Here is a 16,000-nt window from a genome sequence, read left to right as displayed (position 1 = left end):
CGCCACGCTCGTGTTCATGCTAGAATGTAAGCGTGTCACCGTCGACTAAGAGGGGAATCAGGTTATGAAAAAGGAGACCTTACGTATCGTGCCCAAGCGCCTGAAACCGCGCTTCGGCGTGCAGCCCACAAAGGTGGAAAGGGACCAGACGGTCTACAGCCGCAAGATCAAGCATCGCGGCCAGGCAGATCGGGAGGGAGATTCCCATGCCGTGACGACAGGATATCGTCGTCAGGGCATGGGAATCTCCGCCGCTGCTTTCAGTGAATAACGCCGGTGGCCACTTCTCTGAAACCACAGCCCGTCGAAGCGGGATGGATGACGCGCTGGTGGCGCGACTCCCTGCTTTTGCTGCGTGGTGCGCCCAGCGCCTTCGCCATGCTGTATCTGGTATTGCTGCTGTTGAACGTGGCCTGGCAGCCGTTGATTCTGAGCATTCCTATTGCCTGCGGGGTCATGGCAATTATTTTTGCGGTAGCCATGGCGGTACACCAGGGCAACACGCAACTCATTGATGTGGGGCGAGGTATCCGCGACGTGCCGTGGTGGCCTCTGTCCCGTCTGGTTTTAGAGATTGCGCTACTGGTAATGGTGCTGCTGATGCTGATGCTGCTCTTTCGGCATTATCTGGCGGGTATTTTTACTCACGATCATATTTCCTCTGCCGCCACCCTCCACCATCTGCGCTCGCCCGAGTGGCAACATCTGCCCGAGTGGCTACGTGCTCTGATCACCAACGGTTTGGGCACGGCACAGACCATGTTGGGGAACGTCTTTTTGCTCCTTTCCGTGGGCATCATCGTGGCCGGCCTTACCCGTCGGGGTTATCTCGCCTTGCTCGCCAGCTTTCAGGCGGTGCTGGTCAATGTGCGGGTCTGGCTGGTTTTTTTGCTGGCAAGCCTGTTATTACAGGGCGGTATTACCGTTTTGTCAGCACGTTTGCATACTTTCGGGGCCGCCTTGCTGGTGTCGATACTGGGCGTCGCCTTGCTTCTGCTGGTGGGACTTTACGGCTGGTGTTTTGTGCGCGAGGCCTTCGGGTTGCCCGGCGCGCAGGTGGCCAAGCGCACGACGCTTGCCGTGCGGCGGACTGCTTTCGATCATCTTTACCGCTTTGTGTTGTGTTTTGCAACGGACCGACCAATCGCACTGAGCACCGCCTGTAAAGCGGCCTCAGTGGTATCCTCGCCAAAAGCCACTGCCGATGCCGCATGGCCATGATCCACACTGACCCGGACGCAGGCCATGGCGCGGGCGGCGGTGCCGGTGCCGATGGCATGCTGGTCGAACTGCTCCACCTCGGCACGAACGCCCCAACTCTGGATCAGCGCATCGACCAAGGCCCCTACGGCGCCGCTCCCCTTGCCCTGTAAAATATGCGGCTGCGCCTCCGGGCCCACCACCACGGTCGCTGCGACCTGCTCCCCCTCCCGGCTGAGACGATAGCGGCGCAGATGCCATTCTTCCGCGAGCTGACAGTAATGACCCTGGAACAGGGTATAAATCTGCGCTGAACGGACCTCACCCGTTTCCCGCTCGGAAGCCGCCTGCACTACGGCGCTGAAGTCCTGCGCCAACCAGCGCGGCAAGGAAATGCCGTGGTCGCGCTCCAGCACGTGGGCGACACCGCCTTTCCCGGACTGGCTGTTGATGCGCACCACCTCCTCGTACTTGCGCCCCAAATCCGCAGGATCGATGGGCAGATAGGGCACCTCCCAGACAGCCTCTTCCCGTTCCCGCCGATGGTGCATGCCCTTGCGAATGGCGTCCTGGTGACTGCCGGAAAACGCCGTGTAGACCAGTTCGCCAAACCAGGGATGGCGCGGCGGCACGACCATACCCGTACACGCGGTATAGATCTCCGCGATTTCCGTGCCCATGGACATATCCAGTTGCGGATCAATGCCCTGAGAGTAAAGATTCATGGCCATGGTGAGAATATCCATGTTGCCGGTCCGCTCGCCGTTGCCGAAGAGGGTGCCCTCCACCCGGTCAGCACCGGCCAACACCGCCAGTTCCGCCGCCGCTACCGCGCAGCCGCGGTCATTGTGGTTGTGCACACTGATTTTCACGTGCTCCCGCCCGCGCAAGTGGTCGCAGAACCATTCAATCTGGTCCGCGAAGACGTTGGGCATGGACGACTCGACGGTGGCGGGCAGGTTGAGGATCACCGCCTGCCCCTGATCAGGCCGCCAGACCCCATTGACCGCCTCGCAGACATCCACCGCATAATCCGGCTCGGTGGCACTGAAGCTCTCCGGCGAATACTGAAAGACCCATTCCGTCTCTGGATAGCGTGCGGCTCCGGCCTTCACCCACTCCGCGCCACGCACGGCAATGGCCTGGACGCCCTCCCGATCCAGGCCAAACACCTGCTCGCGCTGCGCAGGGTTGGTGGAGTTGTAGACATGGACAATCGCCCGCCGCACCCCTTTCAAGGCCTCGTATGTGCGGTCAATCAGGGCTTCCCGCGCCTGAGTGAGCACCTGGATGGTCACCTGCTCGGGGATACGGTCTTCTTCAATGATGCGCCGCACAAAGTCAAAATCGGGTTGGGAGGCGGCGGGAAAACCCACCTCAATCTCCCGAAAGCCCATGCGCGCGAGCAAATCGAACATCCGGAGCTTTTGCTCGACACTCATGGGGGAAACCAGCGCCTGATTGCCGTCGCGCAGATCGACGCTGGTCCAGACCGGCGCGTGGTGCATACGCTGGTTGGGCCAGCGCCGATCCGGTTTGTGAACGGGCGCGAAGGCGCGGTAACGGCGGTGGTTGAAAGTCCCCATGGTCCAATCTCCTGCGGCAAGTGACGATGGACGCAGTATAGGGAAGAAGTCGCGGCAGGTGCTTGCGAATTTTTGCCAACAAAGCGACTATGTCGCATGTTTATTGCGCACTAACACCAATTAACGGAGTAATATTGTGCTATGAGGTCGAAAGCCCCTGCCAGCGAATTAGATCGCTATGACCGCCGCATTCTGGAGGAACTACAGCGCGACGGCGGACTCAGCAATCAGCGCCTCGCCGAGCGTATCGCTTTGTCCCCCTCCCCCTGCCTGCGCCGGGTGCAGGCGCTGGAAGAAGCCGGGATCATCCGCAAGCGTGTGGCTCTGCTGGACCCGCAGCGTCTGGGCTTGGCGCTGATGGTGCTGATGCACATCAGTATGGACCGCCATACCCCCGAGCGTTTTGAGCATTTTGAGGCGGAAATCAGCCGTTCTCCGGAGGTGCTGGAGTGCTACCTCATCACTGGCCATGACGCGGATTACCAGATCAAGGTCGCCGTGCGCGATATGGCGCATTTTCAGGAATTTTTACTCCATCGCCTGACGCGCATTGAGGGGGTGACCGGTGTGCATTCCAGCTTTGTGCTGCGTAAGGTCGTGGATACGACGGAGTTGCCGGTGTATTGATCACCGCTGCAGGCGCCAGGCCCGCCAGTCGCGCCAGATCATGGGATTCTGTTGGTACTGCGATATGTTCTGCAAATTTTCCATGGCGGCAACCAGAGCCGGCCTGACTATGCCGCGTGAGGCCGGATCGGGTAGGGGCGCACCAGTACTTCAGCAGGCAGATCAAACTGTTCCGCCAGGCGACGGATCATTTCCAGGGTCAGCGGGCGGCGCCGGTTGAGCACTTCGGAAACCCGGGCCCGTGATCCGATGCAGGGTTCCAGATCCTTGCGGGTGAGGCCGCGCGCCTCCATGACATGCTCCAGTAAAGCAATGGGATCGGGATCCTCTATGGCGTGGTGCTGACGCTCATAATCGGCGATCAGTATGGTCAGCACTTCCATGCGGTCGCTCCCTGGGCTGCCTTTGGGCGCATCCCAGGTCCGGTCTAACTCAGCCAGCGCGGCACGATAACCGGCTTCATCATGAATGGCTTTGATCTCCATGCTCTGCCTCCTTAGATAATACATGCATCGATGCGGTCATACTGCGCATGAGTGCCTACAAAACGGATATACATCAGGCCACGGTCGTAATGAATGGCCACAATCAGCCGGTAATCGTTTCCCTTGATGTTAAATACCACCCGGTTTCCGGGTAAGAAACTCGCATTGCGATAAGCGGCCTTGATGTCTGCAGGGCTATTCCAGCCGGCACGGCTGGCGATGGCATACCAACTGCGCAGCGGTTCCCCGGCAGGTGGGTACTCTTCCCAGAAGGCCCGCAAGGTACTTACGGCAATAACCCGCATCATTCACCTCAAGCGCTCCCGTAACGGGAACAAGGATACTCGCAGAGGGCTGGGCAACTCAAGACCTCTCTGGTTATCGGCACCGCCGTACCGGACACCAGCGCCGCACTGGAGCTATTGCGCCAGGATATCAGTGGCATCAACTCCAGCATCGGAAGCCAGCCACCAGCCCATCTCCCTGAATTCCGCTATCGTGGAGCTGACGTTCAAATCATTCACAGAAAGTTTCAGATTGACGTGGCGACGCGAACCAGCCATTTTCGAAGTGCCGATTCCTCTTCTCGGGAAAGCCCATCGGTCAGCTTTTGCTCCATACCGTGCACCCGCGCACGGCAGGTCGCCAATAACGACTTGCCTGTCTCACTGAGATCAATCTGCTGGATACGGCCATGGTAACGATGCGGCTCGCGCACGATGGCCCCGGCGCGTTCCAGGTTGGCGACAATGGTGCTGACCGTTTGCGGGGTGAGGAGGGCCAGCCGCGCCAGATCGGCATTGGAAATGCCGGGATAGGCGGCCAGCATGGTGAGTACGGAAAATTGTGGAGGCGTTACCCGCAGGTCGGCGAGCGCTCGTTCCACTCGGTGCCGGTACGCCCCCGCAGCCTGCCGCAGCAGGTAACCCAGATACCCATTTTCCCCGCGTTTGCCCTCTCCCGCTGGAGGGATGAGGGGTTTTGGCGCTGCGTCGTCCATATTGTAAGCACTCTGATATATTGTTAGAGTCCTGATACTATCCGAGTCACCTCATAAGGAACAAGCCATGTCCACAGAGCATGCCCGTATTGGCTACCTCTCCTTCACCAAGACCGCGCCCGAGGTCTACGCCGCACTCCAGTTGATGGGAAAAGCGGTCGATGATTCCGGCCTCGAAAAACCCCTGACGGAACTGATCAAGGTGCGGGTATCGCAAATCAACGGCTGTGCGTTCTGTATTCAGTACCACCTGAACGTCGCCCGTCAAATCGGTGTGGACCCGGTCAAGCTAGATCTGGTCGCGGGTTGGAGGGATGCCGGTATATTTTCTGCACGGGAGCAGGCCGCTTTGGCGTGGGCGGAATGTCTGACGGCGCTCGCGGCCCAAGGGGCACCCGACGCCGTCTATGAGGCACTGCAGTCTCAGTTCACGGAAACAGAAGTGACGTTCCTGACGGTAGCCATCGGCGCCATCAATCACTGGAATCGACTGGGTGTTGGTCTGCGATTTTCGCCGCCGCCCCCGCGCACGGGGGGGCAGATATGATTCCAGTAGAAAACGGCCCGGAGAACAGCGGGAATGTCCCTGCAGCGGTCGAACTACATTATGTCGATCAGGAAGACGATGTCCTGACCTGCTATCCCCTGATGCGGCAACTGCGACCGCACCTGGATTCTGAACAGGAGTTTCTGCGACGTTGGCAGCGCCAGACAAGCCAAGGCTACCGCTTGCTGGCCCTGTGGCACGGCACACAACCCGTGGGTCTTGCCGGATTCCGCGTGCAAGACAATTTGGTGCATGGCCGCTTCGTCTACGTGGATGATCTCGTCATTGATGCGTCCTGCCGCAGTCGGGGGTACGGGAAGATTCTGATCGAGCGACTAAAAGCCGAGGCCATGCTTCTGGGTTGTGCCAAACTGCTGTTGGACGCAGCCATGGGTAATACACTCGGGCATCGTTTTTATTATCGTCAAGGGCTGTTGGCTACCGCTTTACGCTTCAGTGTGACGCTGCCAGATCAAGCACAGTGCCTGCCTTAGAACGAAATCCAGATCAGTTGGGTGATGAAGCGCGCAGCAAATTATCGCTATCCGAACAGCCCTAATGCGCGCAATGCCTCTTTGGCGTGTTGCGGGGATATTTTATACGCCACCTATCCTGTTGACGGCCGCCCATAATAGTTCTATACAGGACTATTTGCCTGCGAACAGTTTGGGGGATAGATGCGTGAAAAAATACTTCGGGAGACGACAAAACAGTCCTCTATGGATCTGCAGGAGAGCGCAGTAAAGGAACCGTTTCTCGCCGTCCTGCGAGAGCTTGCCCAGGCCTATCATGCCTTTTCCGCCTACTCCGCCGCTCACGTCCGGCAACTGGGCCTCACACCAGCGCAGTTTGACGTCATCGCTACCCTGGGCAACACCCAGGGAATGCCCCTCAGCCAGCTTGCCCAAAAAACCTTGATCACCAAGGGAACCCTGACCGGCATCATCGACCGCCTCGAAGAAAAGGGCTTGGTTCGCAGGGAGGTACCAGCCGGCGATCGACGGAGTTTCCGCGCCGTTCTGACCCCCGAAGGCGAGGCCCTTTTTTCCCGAGTATTTCCCACCCATACCGCCTATCTCAGACAGACCTTTGCGGACGTAGATGCGGATGATTTGGAGCAGGTACGCCGCACCCTGCGCGCGTTGCGAGGTCGGTTCCAGGTCGAAACCAAAATATAGTATGCATAAGAACATTTCCTGTGCTATCTATATAGTACGCATTATAACTATACAGATGCGTACCAGATGAGATGCTTGATTATGAAGGCTTTGATTTATAGAGGAGCATTGCCATGTTACAGAACAAGGTTTCCATTGCACTGAGGACCACCATCCTTTCCGTCGCATTGTCCGCGTCACTGGTGTCACTTGCTGACGCCGCGACATACCATCGACTGGATGCCAGCCCGGCGGGCTCGTACCGGGTTGATCCGGACCACTCTCTGGCGTGGTTCACCATCGGCCATGCCGGGGTGGCGGTGGTGGTGGGCCGTTTCGACAAACTGTTCGGCAGCTATACCTTCAATCCCGCGCGTCCTGCGGAGGACAAAGTGGACATCCGCATTCCCGCAGCCAGCATCAATACCAACTTCGCCCTAAGGGATCACGACTTGCGTGGGCCGGACTTTTTCAATGTCCGGGAGTTTCCGAACATCACATTCGTCAGTACGCGCTATCAACCCACGGGTAAAGAGAGCGGACAACTGTATGGGAAACTGACCATTCATGGCGTGACGCGGCCGGTGACCTTCCAGGTGCGGGAAATCGGTGCCGGGCCGGTGCCGGCGTTGCCCAAGCCCTGGGGTGGGTATCTCTCCGGCTATGAGGCCACCACCACCATCCAGCGCAGCGACTTCGGCATGGATGCCTATGCGGGCATGATCGCCAACACAGTGCACCTGCATGTGAACATCGAGGGTGTTCGCACGACCGGCTGAGCGGCCTTTTGGGGTGCCGACCAGCAAGGCCGGCGCCACACAGCAATCCGGCATCTCGCTGACTAAATTCTTAATTAAATTTTGTGGATGCATTGCAAACCGTTGCGCACGGCATTGGTCACCAAGCGATGATCGAAGGTTGCCAGTTGGCCCTCATGGGCGCAGGCCAGCGCCAAGAGGTAGCTATCGGTAATCTGACCAGAAGTGAGCAGGCGCGATGCGTCGATATGGTCGACATCCAACAGGCTGATGTCGTCTGGCCAAAAAACATGGCCAGGTGACGCGCGCAATCCCTGGATCAGCGGTGCCACTGCCGCTGGCGTGCCTGGTGAATTTGGATAGCGCGGATGGCCCACGATGCGCAGTACACCATTCTCTGTTAAGGGACAGGTAGCCCATGCGGGTTGCCCATGGGCTGCAAACCATTCATGGGCCATATCATGCTGAACATGCATGGGGTCGATGAGCGCAATCAGCACGTTTACATCGAGCAAGAAGGTCATTATGGCAATTCGTCGCGCAACTGATTCACTATTTCCAGAGTCGCCGGGAGTGCATCCGGGCGCACCGGCAGCAAGGGAATCCCATTACGTGAATGGCCACCAGAGGTGTTTTGTGGTTGCAGAGCCTGCCGCAAAAGTGCTGAAACAACGGCACCTACAGGCTTATGCTGTCGATCCGCTAGCCCTTTCGCCGCCGCCAGTACGTCATCATCAATCGCCAGTGTGGTGCGCATAGGTCGTTCACCTCATAAGTCATCAGACATCTAGCATCATACATCAAAATTATTGGTCTGGCCATCAAGGAGCGTGGTGACTGTTCAGCCCGAGACCGGCTGAGAGCGATTTCCTTTGCGCTGTTACTGGGTGCTTTTATTTCCTGGCAATTTATTGAGCTTCATACGACATAGCGACTGAGGGGCCGACTTTATCGTCCAAAAGTGGCGAGCATTTGTCCGTGTCCGGGTATAGCATCATTTCAGAGTCCATATTGGGGAGATTTTCATGCTGAACGAAGCGCTTCGATGGCAGTTGGATCGTGTCACTACACCGTTGGGTGTCATGCTGCTGGTCACCGACGCACAAAACATCTTGCGTGCACTGGACTGGGCGGACAGCGAGGCCCGCATGCTGGATCGACTCCGCCTGCTCTACGGCTCCGATGGGGTAACGCTGACATCGGGGACTGCTCCGCAGATGGTTCGCAACGGTCTGGAAGCCTACTGGGCGGGTGATCTCAACGCCGTCTCCGCCATTCCCGTAGAAACCGCAGGCACCGCGTTTCAGCAGGTGGCCTGGGCCTGGTTGCGCAGCATTCCCGCCGGAGAAACCCGCAGCTACCAGGAACAGGCGAGAGGCATGAACCGGGCATCGGCGGTGCGTGCCGTGGGGCGTGCCAACGGCGCGAATCCCATTGGTATTGTCATTCCCTGCCATCGCGTCATCGGCGCCAATGGCACCTTGACCGGGTACGCGGGCGGAATAGAGCGCAAACGCTGGCTGTTACGCCATGAGGGTGGTGATTTTTAGGGTTGCGCCCACAAACGCATGGCCGCATAGGCCCGCCAGGGCCGCCATGCTTCGGCGAGCATCAGCATTTCTGCGGGGTTGGGGCGCCCACTCTCCGTTTCCAGTGCGCGCAGTAGTCCCAGGTCTGAATGGGGGAAGGCGTCCGGATCACGATAGCCGCGCATGGCGATGTAGTGCGCCGTCCACGGGCCGATACCCGGCAGTTCGCAGAGGTTTTTGATGATGCTGTCGAGGGTATGAGCCGAAAAAGCCAGGCGACCCTCTTGCATGGCCACAGCCAGAGCCTGCAGCGCTTTTTCTCTGGCCCGGGTTAGGCCGATAGAGCTCAGGTCGGCGGTCATGACGGCGACGGGTGCCGGGAATATCCTGGAGATTCCCGTGCCATCTGAAAGTCGCGCCATATCCTCTGTGAGCAATTCCCCAAGGGCGGCAACAAGCCGACCCGATAGCGTGGTCGCCGCGGCCACACTAATTTGCTGACCTAATATCGCGCGCACGGTGAGTTCGAACAAATCCCATGCGCCTGGGACACGCAATCCCGGCCTCGCCCTGACGCGTGAAGCCATAAGCGGGTCTATGGAAAGATGCTGGTCGATCCTAATGATTTCCGTATCCAGATCAAACAGGCGGCGCAATCGCGCCACGATGATGCCTATTGGGGGAATTTTCGTTGCGTGTATGGTTGCCAGAAGCTGATCGGCCACCGGATCAGGATGGACTTCGACAAGGCCCTGTACCCCCTCTAGCTGAAAGGCGCGCCAATATTGCCCGGACTGCACGGCCTCCACCCCAGGGATGGCACGGCCTGCCAGAAATTCCAGCAGTGTCGTCCAGTCATAAGGCGGGGTATAGGGCAGCTTCAAGGTGATACCCGCAGCCATATCGCTCTTCGAAGCAGAAGTATGGCGCAGTGTGCCGGGTGCACACCCACAATGGCGCTGCATGACCGCATTGAAACGGCGGACGCTGCCAAACCCTGCAGCAAGTGCGACATCGGTCATGGAAAGTCCGGTTTCTGCAATCAGTTTTTTGGCCAGCAGAATGCGCTGCATCTGCGCAAGAGCCGTCGGCGGGCTGCCGAGCACGCGCCCAAACAGTCGCCGCAAATGTCGTCCGCTAACACCTAATTGCACAGCCACGTCCTCCAAACTAGTGCCATTCCAGGCGCCGTCATCACTCATCTGCTGCAAAGCTCGAGAAACCATCAGGGCGCTGGCCTCTGCGAAAGGTTCGGCCCCTACCAACTCGGGGCGACAACGCAAACAGGCTCGGAAGCCCAACTGCCTGGCTACCGCAGCGCTGGGTACAAAGAGGCAATTTCTCAGCTTGGGGGGGCGTGCGGGGCATACCGGACGGCAATAGATGCCCGTGGATAACACGGCCGTGTAGAACTTGCCGTCAAACCGCGCGTCCTTTGCCAGGACGGCGCGGTAGCACACTTCGCGATTAAGGTCCGATGTATTCATGGTCTCTTTATAAGCTAGGCGGCCGCGGGTGTCTCGTCATTTTCGGACGGCGATATTGAGGAGAGATGCCACGCAAATCAAAACCACACCATCTGTGACCTGATACCGTTTTTCGGGGATGCGCACCCGTTAGGTCTGGCCCATTTACGCAAATTGCCGCTATAATGGTGGCATGTGGCCAAGACCGGAGGAAGCCGTTATGGCGATAGCACTGATCGAACCAGGAACGCCCGCATCGCAAGGGATTCTGCGGCTGCTTGGGCTTCTCCCGGAAGAGGACACTGCCCTGCTTGAACTGACGGAAACGGGGGTTCCTCTTGCGCAGTTGGCGCTGCTAACGGAGCTCGGGTTGATGAAGACCGAAATCCAGGCACTGGTCATCCCGGCGCGGACCATGTCGCATCGCAAAGCGGGTACCGGTCGCCTGAATCGGGAGGAGTCCGACCGGTTCCTGCGCGTCTTGCGCTGTCTGCTGCAGGCGCGACAGACCTTCGGCGACCCGGAAAAGGCCCTGCGCTGGTTGCGCAAACCGAAAACCGGACTGGGTGGCCGCACGCCACTCACGGCGCTGGAAACCGAAATGGGTGCCCGTCTGGTGGAAGAATGGTTGGTCCGTATCGATCAGGGGATGGCCGCCTGACGGTGGTTCTCTGGCGGATCAGTAATCATGCGACGCTGGATGGTCTGGGTGGCATGCGTGCTTCCGGACGTTGGTCCAGTCGCGGCCGTCCGGTAGTCTATTGCGCGCCGGACCCGTCCACGGCACTTCTGGAAACGCTGGTCCATCTCGAAGTCGATGCGGAAGACCTCCCGGACGCGTTCCAATGGTTGCGTGTTTCCGTGCCGGAAGATATCGCGTTAGACCGTGCGGACATCACGCATCTTCCGCAGGATTGGAGTCAACATCCGCATCTCACGCAGGTCTATGGGGACCGCTGGCTCGCCGACGGGGCAGCACCCCTGCTGCGCGTGCCGAGTGTACTGGTGCCCGAGACCTGGAACGTGCTTCTGAACCCTCGGCATCCGGCGGCGACGCGCTGCGCCATTTCTGCCACCTATCGTTATCCTTTGGACACGCGTTTGGCGCAGAGGCCCGGCTGTCCCTCATGACTCGCCCAACGGCACCGCATGGGCCAGAGGCCGCCACTGCAAGTGCTGAAACATCTGCAAATAGCGGCGGGCGGCGTGGTGATCGGTTTTGAGCATGAAGCGCCAGAAGCCGAAAATCCGCGCCAGAGTCATCATCTGCGTGGCGTAATTGCCCCAGGTATAGTGCGCGCTGACCCGCGCCAATGCGCCGTCGGAAATGGTCTCCCAGACACGGATATCGGCGGCAGCCGCTTCCAGGAAGTCCGCCAGCTTTTCTGCCGTTTCCTGCTGGTTATTGGGGTCGATATGAAAGCCGGAAACACCGTCTTCGATGATTTCCAGCGGGCCGCCGAAGCGGGTGGCAAAAACCGGCAGACCCGAGCTCATGGCTTCGATCACCGTCAGCCCGAAGGCTTCAAAGAGCGCGGGCTGGACGAAGCATCCACGGGTATCGCCAATAATCCGGTAGAGTTCCCCCGCCACATTTTTGTCGAGTAAAGTGCCTATCCAGCGCATCTGCCCGTCGAGTTGATGCGCATCCATCATATCGTGCGTCCGCTGGATTTGCGCCCGCTCTTCCTCGTCCTGAGAATTCTGCGGGTCGACATGGCCGCCGACGATAACCAGGTTGGCCAGTTTGCGCAGGCGCTCCGATGCGCCAAAAAGCTCAGCCAGTCCGCTGAGATTTTTGATGTGATCCATGCGCGCCATACTGAAAATGATGGGTTTATCCCGATCTTTTAGTACGCCGCGCCGGTCTGCGGCGGGCGCCTCGCCAAAAAGCAACGCATCAATATCCTCGTGTAGAAAACGCAAACGTGCTGCGCTGGCGGAATAAGGGAAATAATAGTGGGCGTCAGCCCCCGGAGAAACGATATTGAATTTGGTATCGAAGACGTCAATCCCGTTTTCCACCCGATACAGTCCGGGGAGGCTGTAATTCTGATGCCCTTCGTACTGGCCCACTTCGCGGTCATTTCCCGCGATTTCCTGATAGGTGCTGGTGACGATAATATCGGCGGAGTTCATGGCGATGAGGTCCGCAGTGAACTGGCAGGCGAAATGATGGCTGGCATCGTGATCGCGCCAGTAGAGGTCACTATAGAGGTACTTGCTCTTCTCCAACGCGTGAGCAATGTTGCATTGGGTGACATTCAGCCGCGCACTGAGCATGGCGGCCACCAGATTACCATCGGAATAATTGCCGATAATCAGGTCAGGACGACGGCCAAATTCCGCCAGGGTTTCCCGTTCGAGGTCATCGGCATAGCGTTCCAGCCAGGGCCAGACATTGAAGCGCGAGATCCACTGCGGCAGTATTTCGCCATTGGAATAGCGGAAGGGCACGCGGAGGATTTGCACATTGTCGGCGCCCTGGACGGACTCCAGGCGCTGGTCGCAGGTGGTGCCATCGGCATTGGGAATCAGGCGGGTGGCGATCAGAATACGGGGTACAATATCCACCCCCTGACGGGCCAGGCGCTGGCGCATTTCCAGTTCCAGTGCCCGCGCCTGATCGAGAATGTAGACGACCTGCCCGCCGGTATCTGGACGTCCGAGCACCTTGTCCTGCGCGAACCAGCCATGAATGGACACGATCAGTATTTTGGAGATCATGGGGATGCGGTCGATGAATGCCTGCAGACTCTCTGCCGAGGGGGCGTCCAGCAGGTCCATTAGCAAACGCATGGTCTCGCGCACCCGCCCGGCGGTGTCTCCCCAGCCGGGGGCGAAGCCGCGCTGGGTCATCTCCACGGCAAACTCCGTCCACGGCTGGTTCTTGGGGAGCGTCGCCAGATACTGCACGGTCCGGCGTAGTGCTTCAAAATCCGGAGGCTGATCGTGCACCATCAGCGACTGCCCGTTGAGTTTATGCACCGCCAAAAAGTCGAGAATGCTCTGGCGTCCCGCCTTGATGTCGCCGAATAGTTGCCCGGCCAGGCGGCGGTTCATATACATGAGCCCCTGCCCGATGGTGGCCTCATCGTGCAGGCGATGGGAGACTGCGCGGAAATCTTCAAAATCCACGGTAAGTACTGGCTCCTGATCATTTGCGGGGAGCACCTGTCTTTCTTTAAAGGCCAGATAATCACCCGGCGTGAGTGTCTCCAGATTGAGCTGTTCCCGATGTAGGCGCAGATAAGTCCAGCGCCCTGGGCCGGGACGCCAGGCCAGATAAATCCAAGGCTCTGCGAGCACCGCCTCTTGTAGTCTGGAGAAAAATTCCTGCAACACCACCAGCTCTGCATCACTGCCGTAATCTGCGGCAAATTCGCTGATGGCCTTTTGCAAATCGGTATAGAGCAAAAAGGGACGTTGCAAATTGAACAGATGCCGCAACAGCCCGGCAACACAATGGGCATTCTGGCTGATACAGCGACGCAGGTCGTCAGACATGAGCTTGTCCTGGGAAGCGGTAGTGCTGGATGCCTTCGAGAATGCCCCAGGCATGGTAAGCACTGGCGAAATAGATGTGATGTTTATCTCTTAGCCCGTGTAGTTCCGGGCTGTGGTTGCCGACCACAACGCCGCAAATTTCGCCACCCATCATATCGGCGTCATTGCCGGAGTCTCCCGCAGTAAGCACCGCATGCAAGGGCAACCCCCAACGAAAGGCCAGGAAACGGATGGCGTGACCCTTGGAAGCACGAATGGGCAATACATCCAGATAGCGGGTATGGGAAAGCACCACATGGGCGGCGATCTGCTGCTCGTGCAGGCGCTGCTGCAGATCTTTCACCGTCGGCGGGCGTTTTGGGTCCACATAATAGCTTACTTTGAATGCGCTCTGGGTGAGTTTTTCCTGCAGGCGCAGGCCGGGCACCCTGGCCAGTGCCTGCAATACCCCTTCAGGCCACCAGCGATAGTGCAGATGAGCGGCCCAGTCCTGATCCTCGCGCAGCTTACTGCCATAGACGATACGCGTACCCACATCGGTGATGCAGATGTCCGGACGGGGGATCTGGTGTGCCGCCAGTATCTCCATGGTCTGTTTGAGATTCCGGCCGGTGGCCACACCAAAGGCTACCCGGGGATGCTCTCTCAGCCACTCCATCAGCGTGGCGAGCCCCGCCGGGTCGCCAATTAAGGTGTTATCGATGTCGGATATGAGCAGATGATCCGCTGTCGGTAAGGCGCGGCGTACCCCCTGGCGGGCGGCGGATTCGCGCCGCAACTGTTTGCGCTGACGCCGGAGAATACGTTCCACTTCTGCCAGATAACGGCGCGCATGGGCCTCCCAACTATAGACCCGACGCACCCCCAGCAAGCCTGCCCGACTGGCACGCTGCCAGCGTTGGCGATCAAACAATATTTGGCGAAGTGCCGCCTGTAGTTCTGCGATATCCAGGGGCTCTATCAGGATGCCGTTGCGACAGTAGCGAATAATGTCCTGCGGGCCACCATGCCGGGTGGCGACGACCGGCAAACCCGAGGCCGCGGCTTCCAGCAGGGTCAGGCCAAAGGGTTCGGTGAGTGCCGGGTTGACGAAAACACCCTTATAGATGGCCGCATAACGGTAATAGTCGGGAATATCTTCCGGTTCGTGGTGTTTGGGGAGGGCGACGCGCCCGTACAGGTCGTAATCGTCAATGGTATGCAGTACGCTCTGGATCACCCCTTTCGCCCCGTGCGGGAGTTGCCCAAGGCGGTCACGCTGGCCCATGACCAAAACCAGGTTGGCCTGCTCCCGCAAAACCGGGTCGGTGGCATAGGCCTCAAGCAGACGCTGAAAATTTTTACGCTCATCGGGGCGAGCAATGGCCAGAATGGGAGGCTTGCGCGGCGCCTCTAAAAAGCGGCGTAGGCCGGACAGTAGCGGCGAAGAACGCTGCCGCCCAGGCCGGGAAAACCGTTGCAAGTCCACACCCGGCGGCAGGATCCTGAAATGCGTCCGCGCGGCATTCTCGTACAGGCCATACTGCTCGTCCACTTCCTGCCGGGTGCTGGCCAGGACCACGGACGCTTCACTGAGTACGGATTCTTCGGCGGCAATGCGTCGCGGAAAATGAAATTGCCGGTCGATACTTTCCGCTTTACGGCCAGCAGCGATCAGTCTTTCCCGCTTATCCCGCCCCAGGGAATGGCCGGTGTGCATGAGCGGAATACCCAGCAGGCGGGAGAGGCGTACCCCTACATAACCCGCATCGGCATAGTGGCTGTGGATGACATCGGGAATACAGTCTTCACTACGGATAAAATGCAGCGCACCGTCCACAAAGGTATCCAGGTAGTCCCAGAGCCGCTCTTTTTGCAGGTACTTATGTTCTGGCCCCGCAGGCAGACGGATAATCTGCGCACCAGATTCCAATAATTCGCGCGGTTCTCCATAAATGGGATTCGTGCCAGGATCGCTAAAGCGGCGCGTGAGAAGGTCGATCCGGGTGACACGCGGGTCCCGTGCCAACGCCTGCATTTCGTCAAGTACGTAGCCAATTTGGCCGCCGGTATCTGCATCGACCCCGAGCTCCGGAGTACCGCAAATGCGGCCGTGGATACTCAGCATCAGAATATAAAGACCCTGGTGGTCTGACAAA

General features: G+C 58.8%; 19 protein-coding genes. 10 read left to right on the top strand and 9 right to left on the bottom strand.

Annotation, left to right across the window (positions count from 1 at the left end):
* Positions 1-64: 64 nt before the first annotated feature.
* Positions 65-271 carry a hypothetical protein gene (locus M0P56_RS02505; RefSeq protein ID WP_291508467.1) on the top strand — a complete coding sequence of 69 codons (207 nt, stop codon included), beginning with the start codon at positions 65-67 and terminating at the stop codon, positions 269-271.
* A gap of 5 nt (positions 272-276) precedes the next feature.
* On the top strand, positions 277-1,221 hold the full coding sequence (locus M0P56_RS02500) for a hypothetical protein (protein WP_291508466.1): 945 nt from the start codon (positions 277-279) through the stop codon (positions 1,219-1,221).
* Here the strand turns inward: M0P56_RS02500 and M0P56_RS02495 are convergent.
* Positions 1,107-2,786, bottom strand: coding sequence for a 2-isopropylmalate synthase (locus tag M0P56_RS02495; protein ID WP_291508465.1), 1,680 nt, complete (start codon positions 2,784-2,786; stop codon positions 1,107-1,109). The two genes, M0P56_RS02500 and M0P56_RS02495, sit on opposite strands and share 115 nt — an antisense overlap.
* 141 nt (positions 2,787-2,927) lie before the next feature.
* On the opposite strand from M0P56_RS02495, the gene M0P56_RS02490 reads away from it, so the two are divergent.
* Positions 2,928-3,413, top strand: coding sequence for an Lrp/AsnC family transcriptional regulator (locus M0P56_RS02490; protein WP_291508464.1), 486 nt, complete (start codon positions 2,928-2,930; stop codon positions 3,411-3,413).
* A gap of 107 nt (positions 3,414-3,520) precedes the next feature.
* Here M0P56_RS02490 and M0P56_RS02485 read toward each other — a convergent pair whose 3' ends face one another.
* From M0P56_RS02485 to M0P56_RS02475, 3 genes are all read right to left on the bottom strand, one after another.
* Positions 3,521-3,898, bottom strand: a complete 378-nt coding sequence (locus M0P56_RS02485; protein ID WP_291508463.1) for a transcriptional regulator — start codon at positions 3,896-3,898, stop codon at positions 3,521-3,523.
* 11 nt (positions 3,899-3,909) lie between these two features.
* Positions 3,910-4,203: a type II toxin-antitoxin system HigB family toxin gene (locus M0P56_RS02480; RefSeq protein ID WP_366109970.1), complete on the bottom strand. Its 294-nt coding sequence runs from the start codon at positions 4,201-4,203 to the stop codon at positions 3,910-3,912.
* 227 nt (positions 4,204-4,430) lie between these two features.
* Entirely contained in the window at positions 4,431-4,898 is a 468-nt protein-coding gene (locus M0P56_RS02475) for a MarR family transcriptional regulator (protein WP_291508461.1), read from the bottom strand.
* A 67-nt stretch (positions 4,899-4,965) separates the two neighbouring features.
* Between M0P56_RS02475 and M0P56_RS02470 the strand changes: the two genes are divergently transcribed.
* The 4 genes from M0P56_RS02470 to M0P56_RS02455 all read left to right on the top strand — a co-directional run bounded on the left by M0P56_RS02470 (position 4,966) and on the right by M0P56_RS02455 (position 7,381).
* Positions 4,966-5,445 (top strand): carboxymuconolactone decarboxylase family protein, encoded by a 480-nt coding sequence (locus M0P56_RS02470; RefSeq protein WP_291508460.1) that lies wholly within the window; start codon positions 4,966-4,968, stop codon positions 5,443-5,445.
* Entirely contained in the window at positions 5,442-5,939 is a 498-nt protein-coding gene (locus M0P56_RS02465; RefSeq protein ID WP_291508459.1) for a GNAT family N-acetyltransferase, read from the top strand. The genes M0P56_RS02470 and M0P56_RS02465 overlap by 4 nt, the downstream gene beginning before the upstream one ends.
* A 183-nt stretch (positions 5,940-6,122) precedes the next feature.
* Positions 6,123-6,623 carry a MarR family winged helix-turn-helix transcriptional regulator gene (locus M0P56_RS02460; protein ID WP_291508458.1) on the top strand — a complete coding sequence of 167 codons (501 nt, stop codon included), beginning with the start codon at positions 6,123-6,125 and terminating at the stop codon, positions 6,621-6,623.
* A 113-nt stretch (positions 6,624-6,736) separates the two neighbouring features.
* Complete coding sequence (locus M0P56_RS02455; RefSeq protein ID WP_291508457.1) at positions 6,737-7,381, top strand: YceI family protein; 645 nt, start codon at positions 6,737-6,739, stop codon at positions 7,379-7,381.
* Between the two features lie 74 nt (positions 7,382-7,455).
* On the opposite strand, the gene M0P56_RS02450 is transcribed toward M0P56_RS02455, so the two are convergent.
* Positions 7,456-7,884 (bottom strand): TA system VapC family ribonuclease toxin, encoded by a 429-nt coding sequence (locus M0P56_RS02450; RefSeq protein ID WP_291508456.1) that lies wholly within the window; start codon positions 7,882-7,884, stop codon positions 7,456-7,458.
* A complete protein-coding gene (locus M0P56_RS02445; RefSeq protein ID WP_035192793.1) occupies positions 7,884-8,117 on the bottom strand; it encodes a hypothetical protein in 234 nt (77 codons plus the stop codon). The genes M0P56_RS02450 and M0P56_RS02445 overlap by 1 nt, the downstream gene beginning before the upstream one ends.
* 268 nt (positions 8,118-8,385) lie before the next feature.
* On the opposite strand from M0P56_RS02445, the gene M0P56_RS02440 reads away from it, so the two are divergent.
* The gene (locus M0P56_RS02440) at positions 8,386-8,910 is read left to right on the top strand and encodes a methylated-DNA--[protein]-cysteine S-methyltransferase (RefSeq protein ID WP_291508455.1); all 525 of its coding nucleotides are present in this window, start codon (positions 8,386-8,388) and stop codon (positions 8,908-8,910) included.
* Here the strand turns inward: M0P56_RS02440 and M0P56_RS02435 are convergent.
* Entirely contained in the window at positions 8,907-10,376 is a 1,470-nt protein-coding gene (locus M0P56_RS02435) for an AlkA N-terminal domain-containing protein (RefSeq protein ID WP_291508454.1), read from the bottom strand. The genes M0P56_RS02440 and M0P56_RS02435 overlap by 4 nt on opposite strands.
* 199 nt (positions 10,377-10,575) lie before the next feature.
* Here M0P56_RS02435 and M0P56_RS02430 point away from each other — a divergent pair, with 199 nt between their 5' ends.
* Complete coding sequence (locus M0P56_RS02430) at positions 10,576-11,016, top strand: antitoxin Xre/MbcA/ParS toxin-binding domain-containing protein (protein WP_291508453.1); 441 nt, start codon at positions 10,576-10,578, stop codon at positions 11,014-11,016.
* Positions 10,980-11,486: an RES family NAD+ phosphorylase gene (locus tag M0P56_RS02425; RefSeq protein WP_291508452.1), complete on the top strand. Its 507-nt coding sequence runs from the start codon at positions 10,980-10,982 to the stop codon at positions 11,484-11,486. The genes M0P56_RS02430 and M0P56_RS02425 overlap by 37 nt, the downstream gene beginning before the upstream one ends.
* Here the strand turns inward: M0P56_RS02425 and M0P56_RS02420 are convergent.
* Together M0P56_RS02420 and M0P56_RS02415 are read right to left on the bottom strand one after the other, a co-directional pair.
* Complete coding sequence (locus M0P56_RS02420) at positions 11,481-13,862, bottom strand: sucrose synthase (protein WP_291508451.1); 2,382 nt, start codon at positions 13,860-13,862, stop codon at positions 11,481-11,483. The genes M0P56_RS02425 and M0P56_RS02420 overlap by 6 nt on opposite strands.
* Positions 13,855-15,999: an HAD-IIB family hydrolase gene (locus tag M0P56_RS02415; RefSeq protein ID WP_291508450.1), complete on the bottom strand. Its 2,145-nt coding sequence runs from the start codon at positions 15,997-15,999 to the stop codon at positions 13,855-13,857. Before M0P56_RS02415 ends, M0P56_RS02420 begins: the two co-directional genes overlap by 8 nt.
* Position 16,000: the final 1 nt, after the last annotated feature.

Origin of the sequence: Acidithiobacillus sp. (assembly GCF_023229925.1) — a bacterium.
Lineage (GTDB): Bacteria > Pseudomonadota > Gammaproteobacteria > Acidithiobacillales > Acidithiobacillaceae > Acidithiobacillus.
This window is presented reverse-complemented; position numbering and strand designations above follow the sequence as displayed.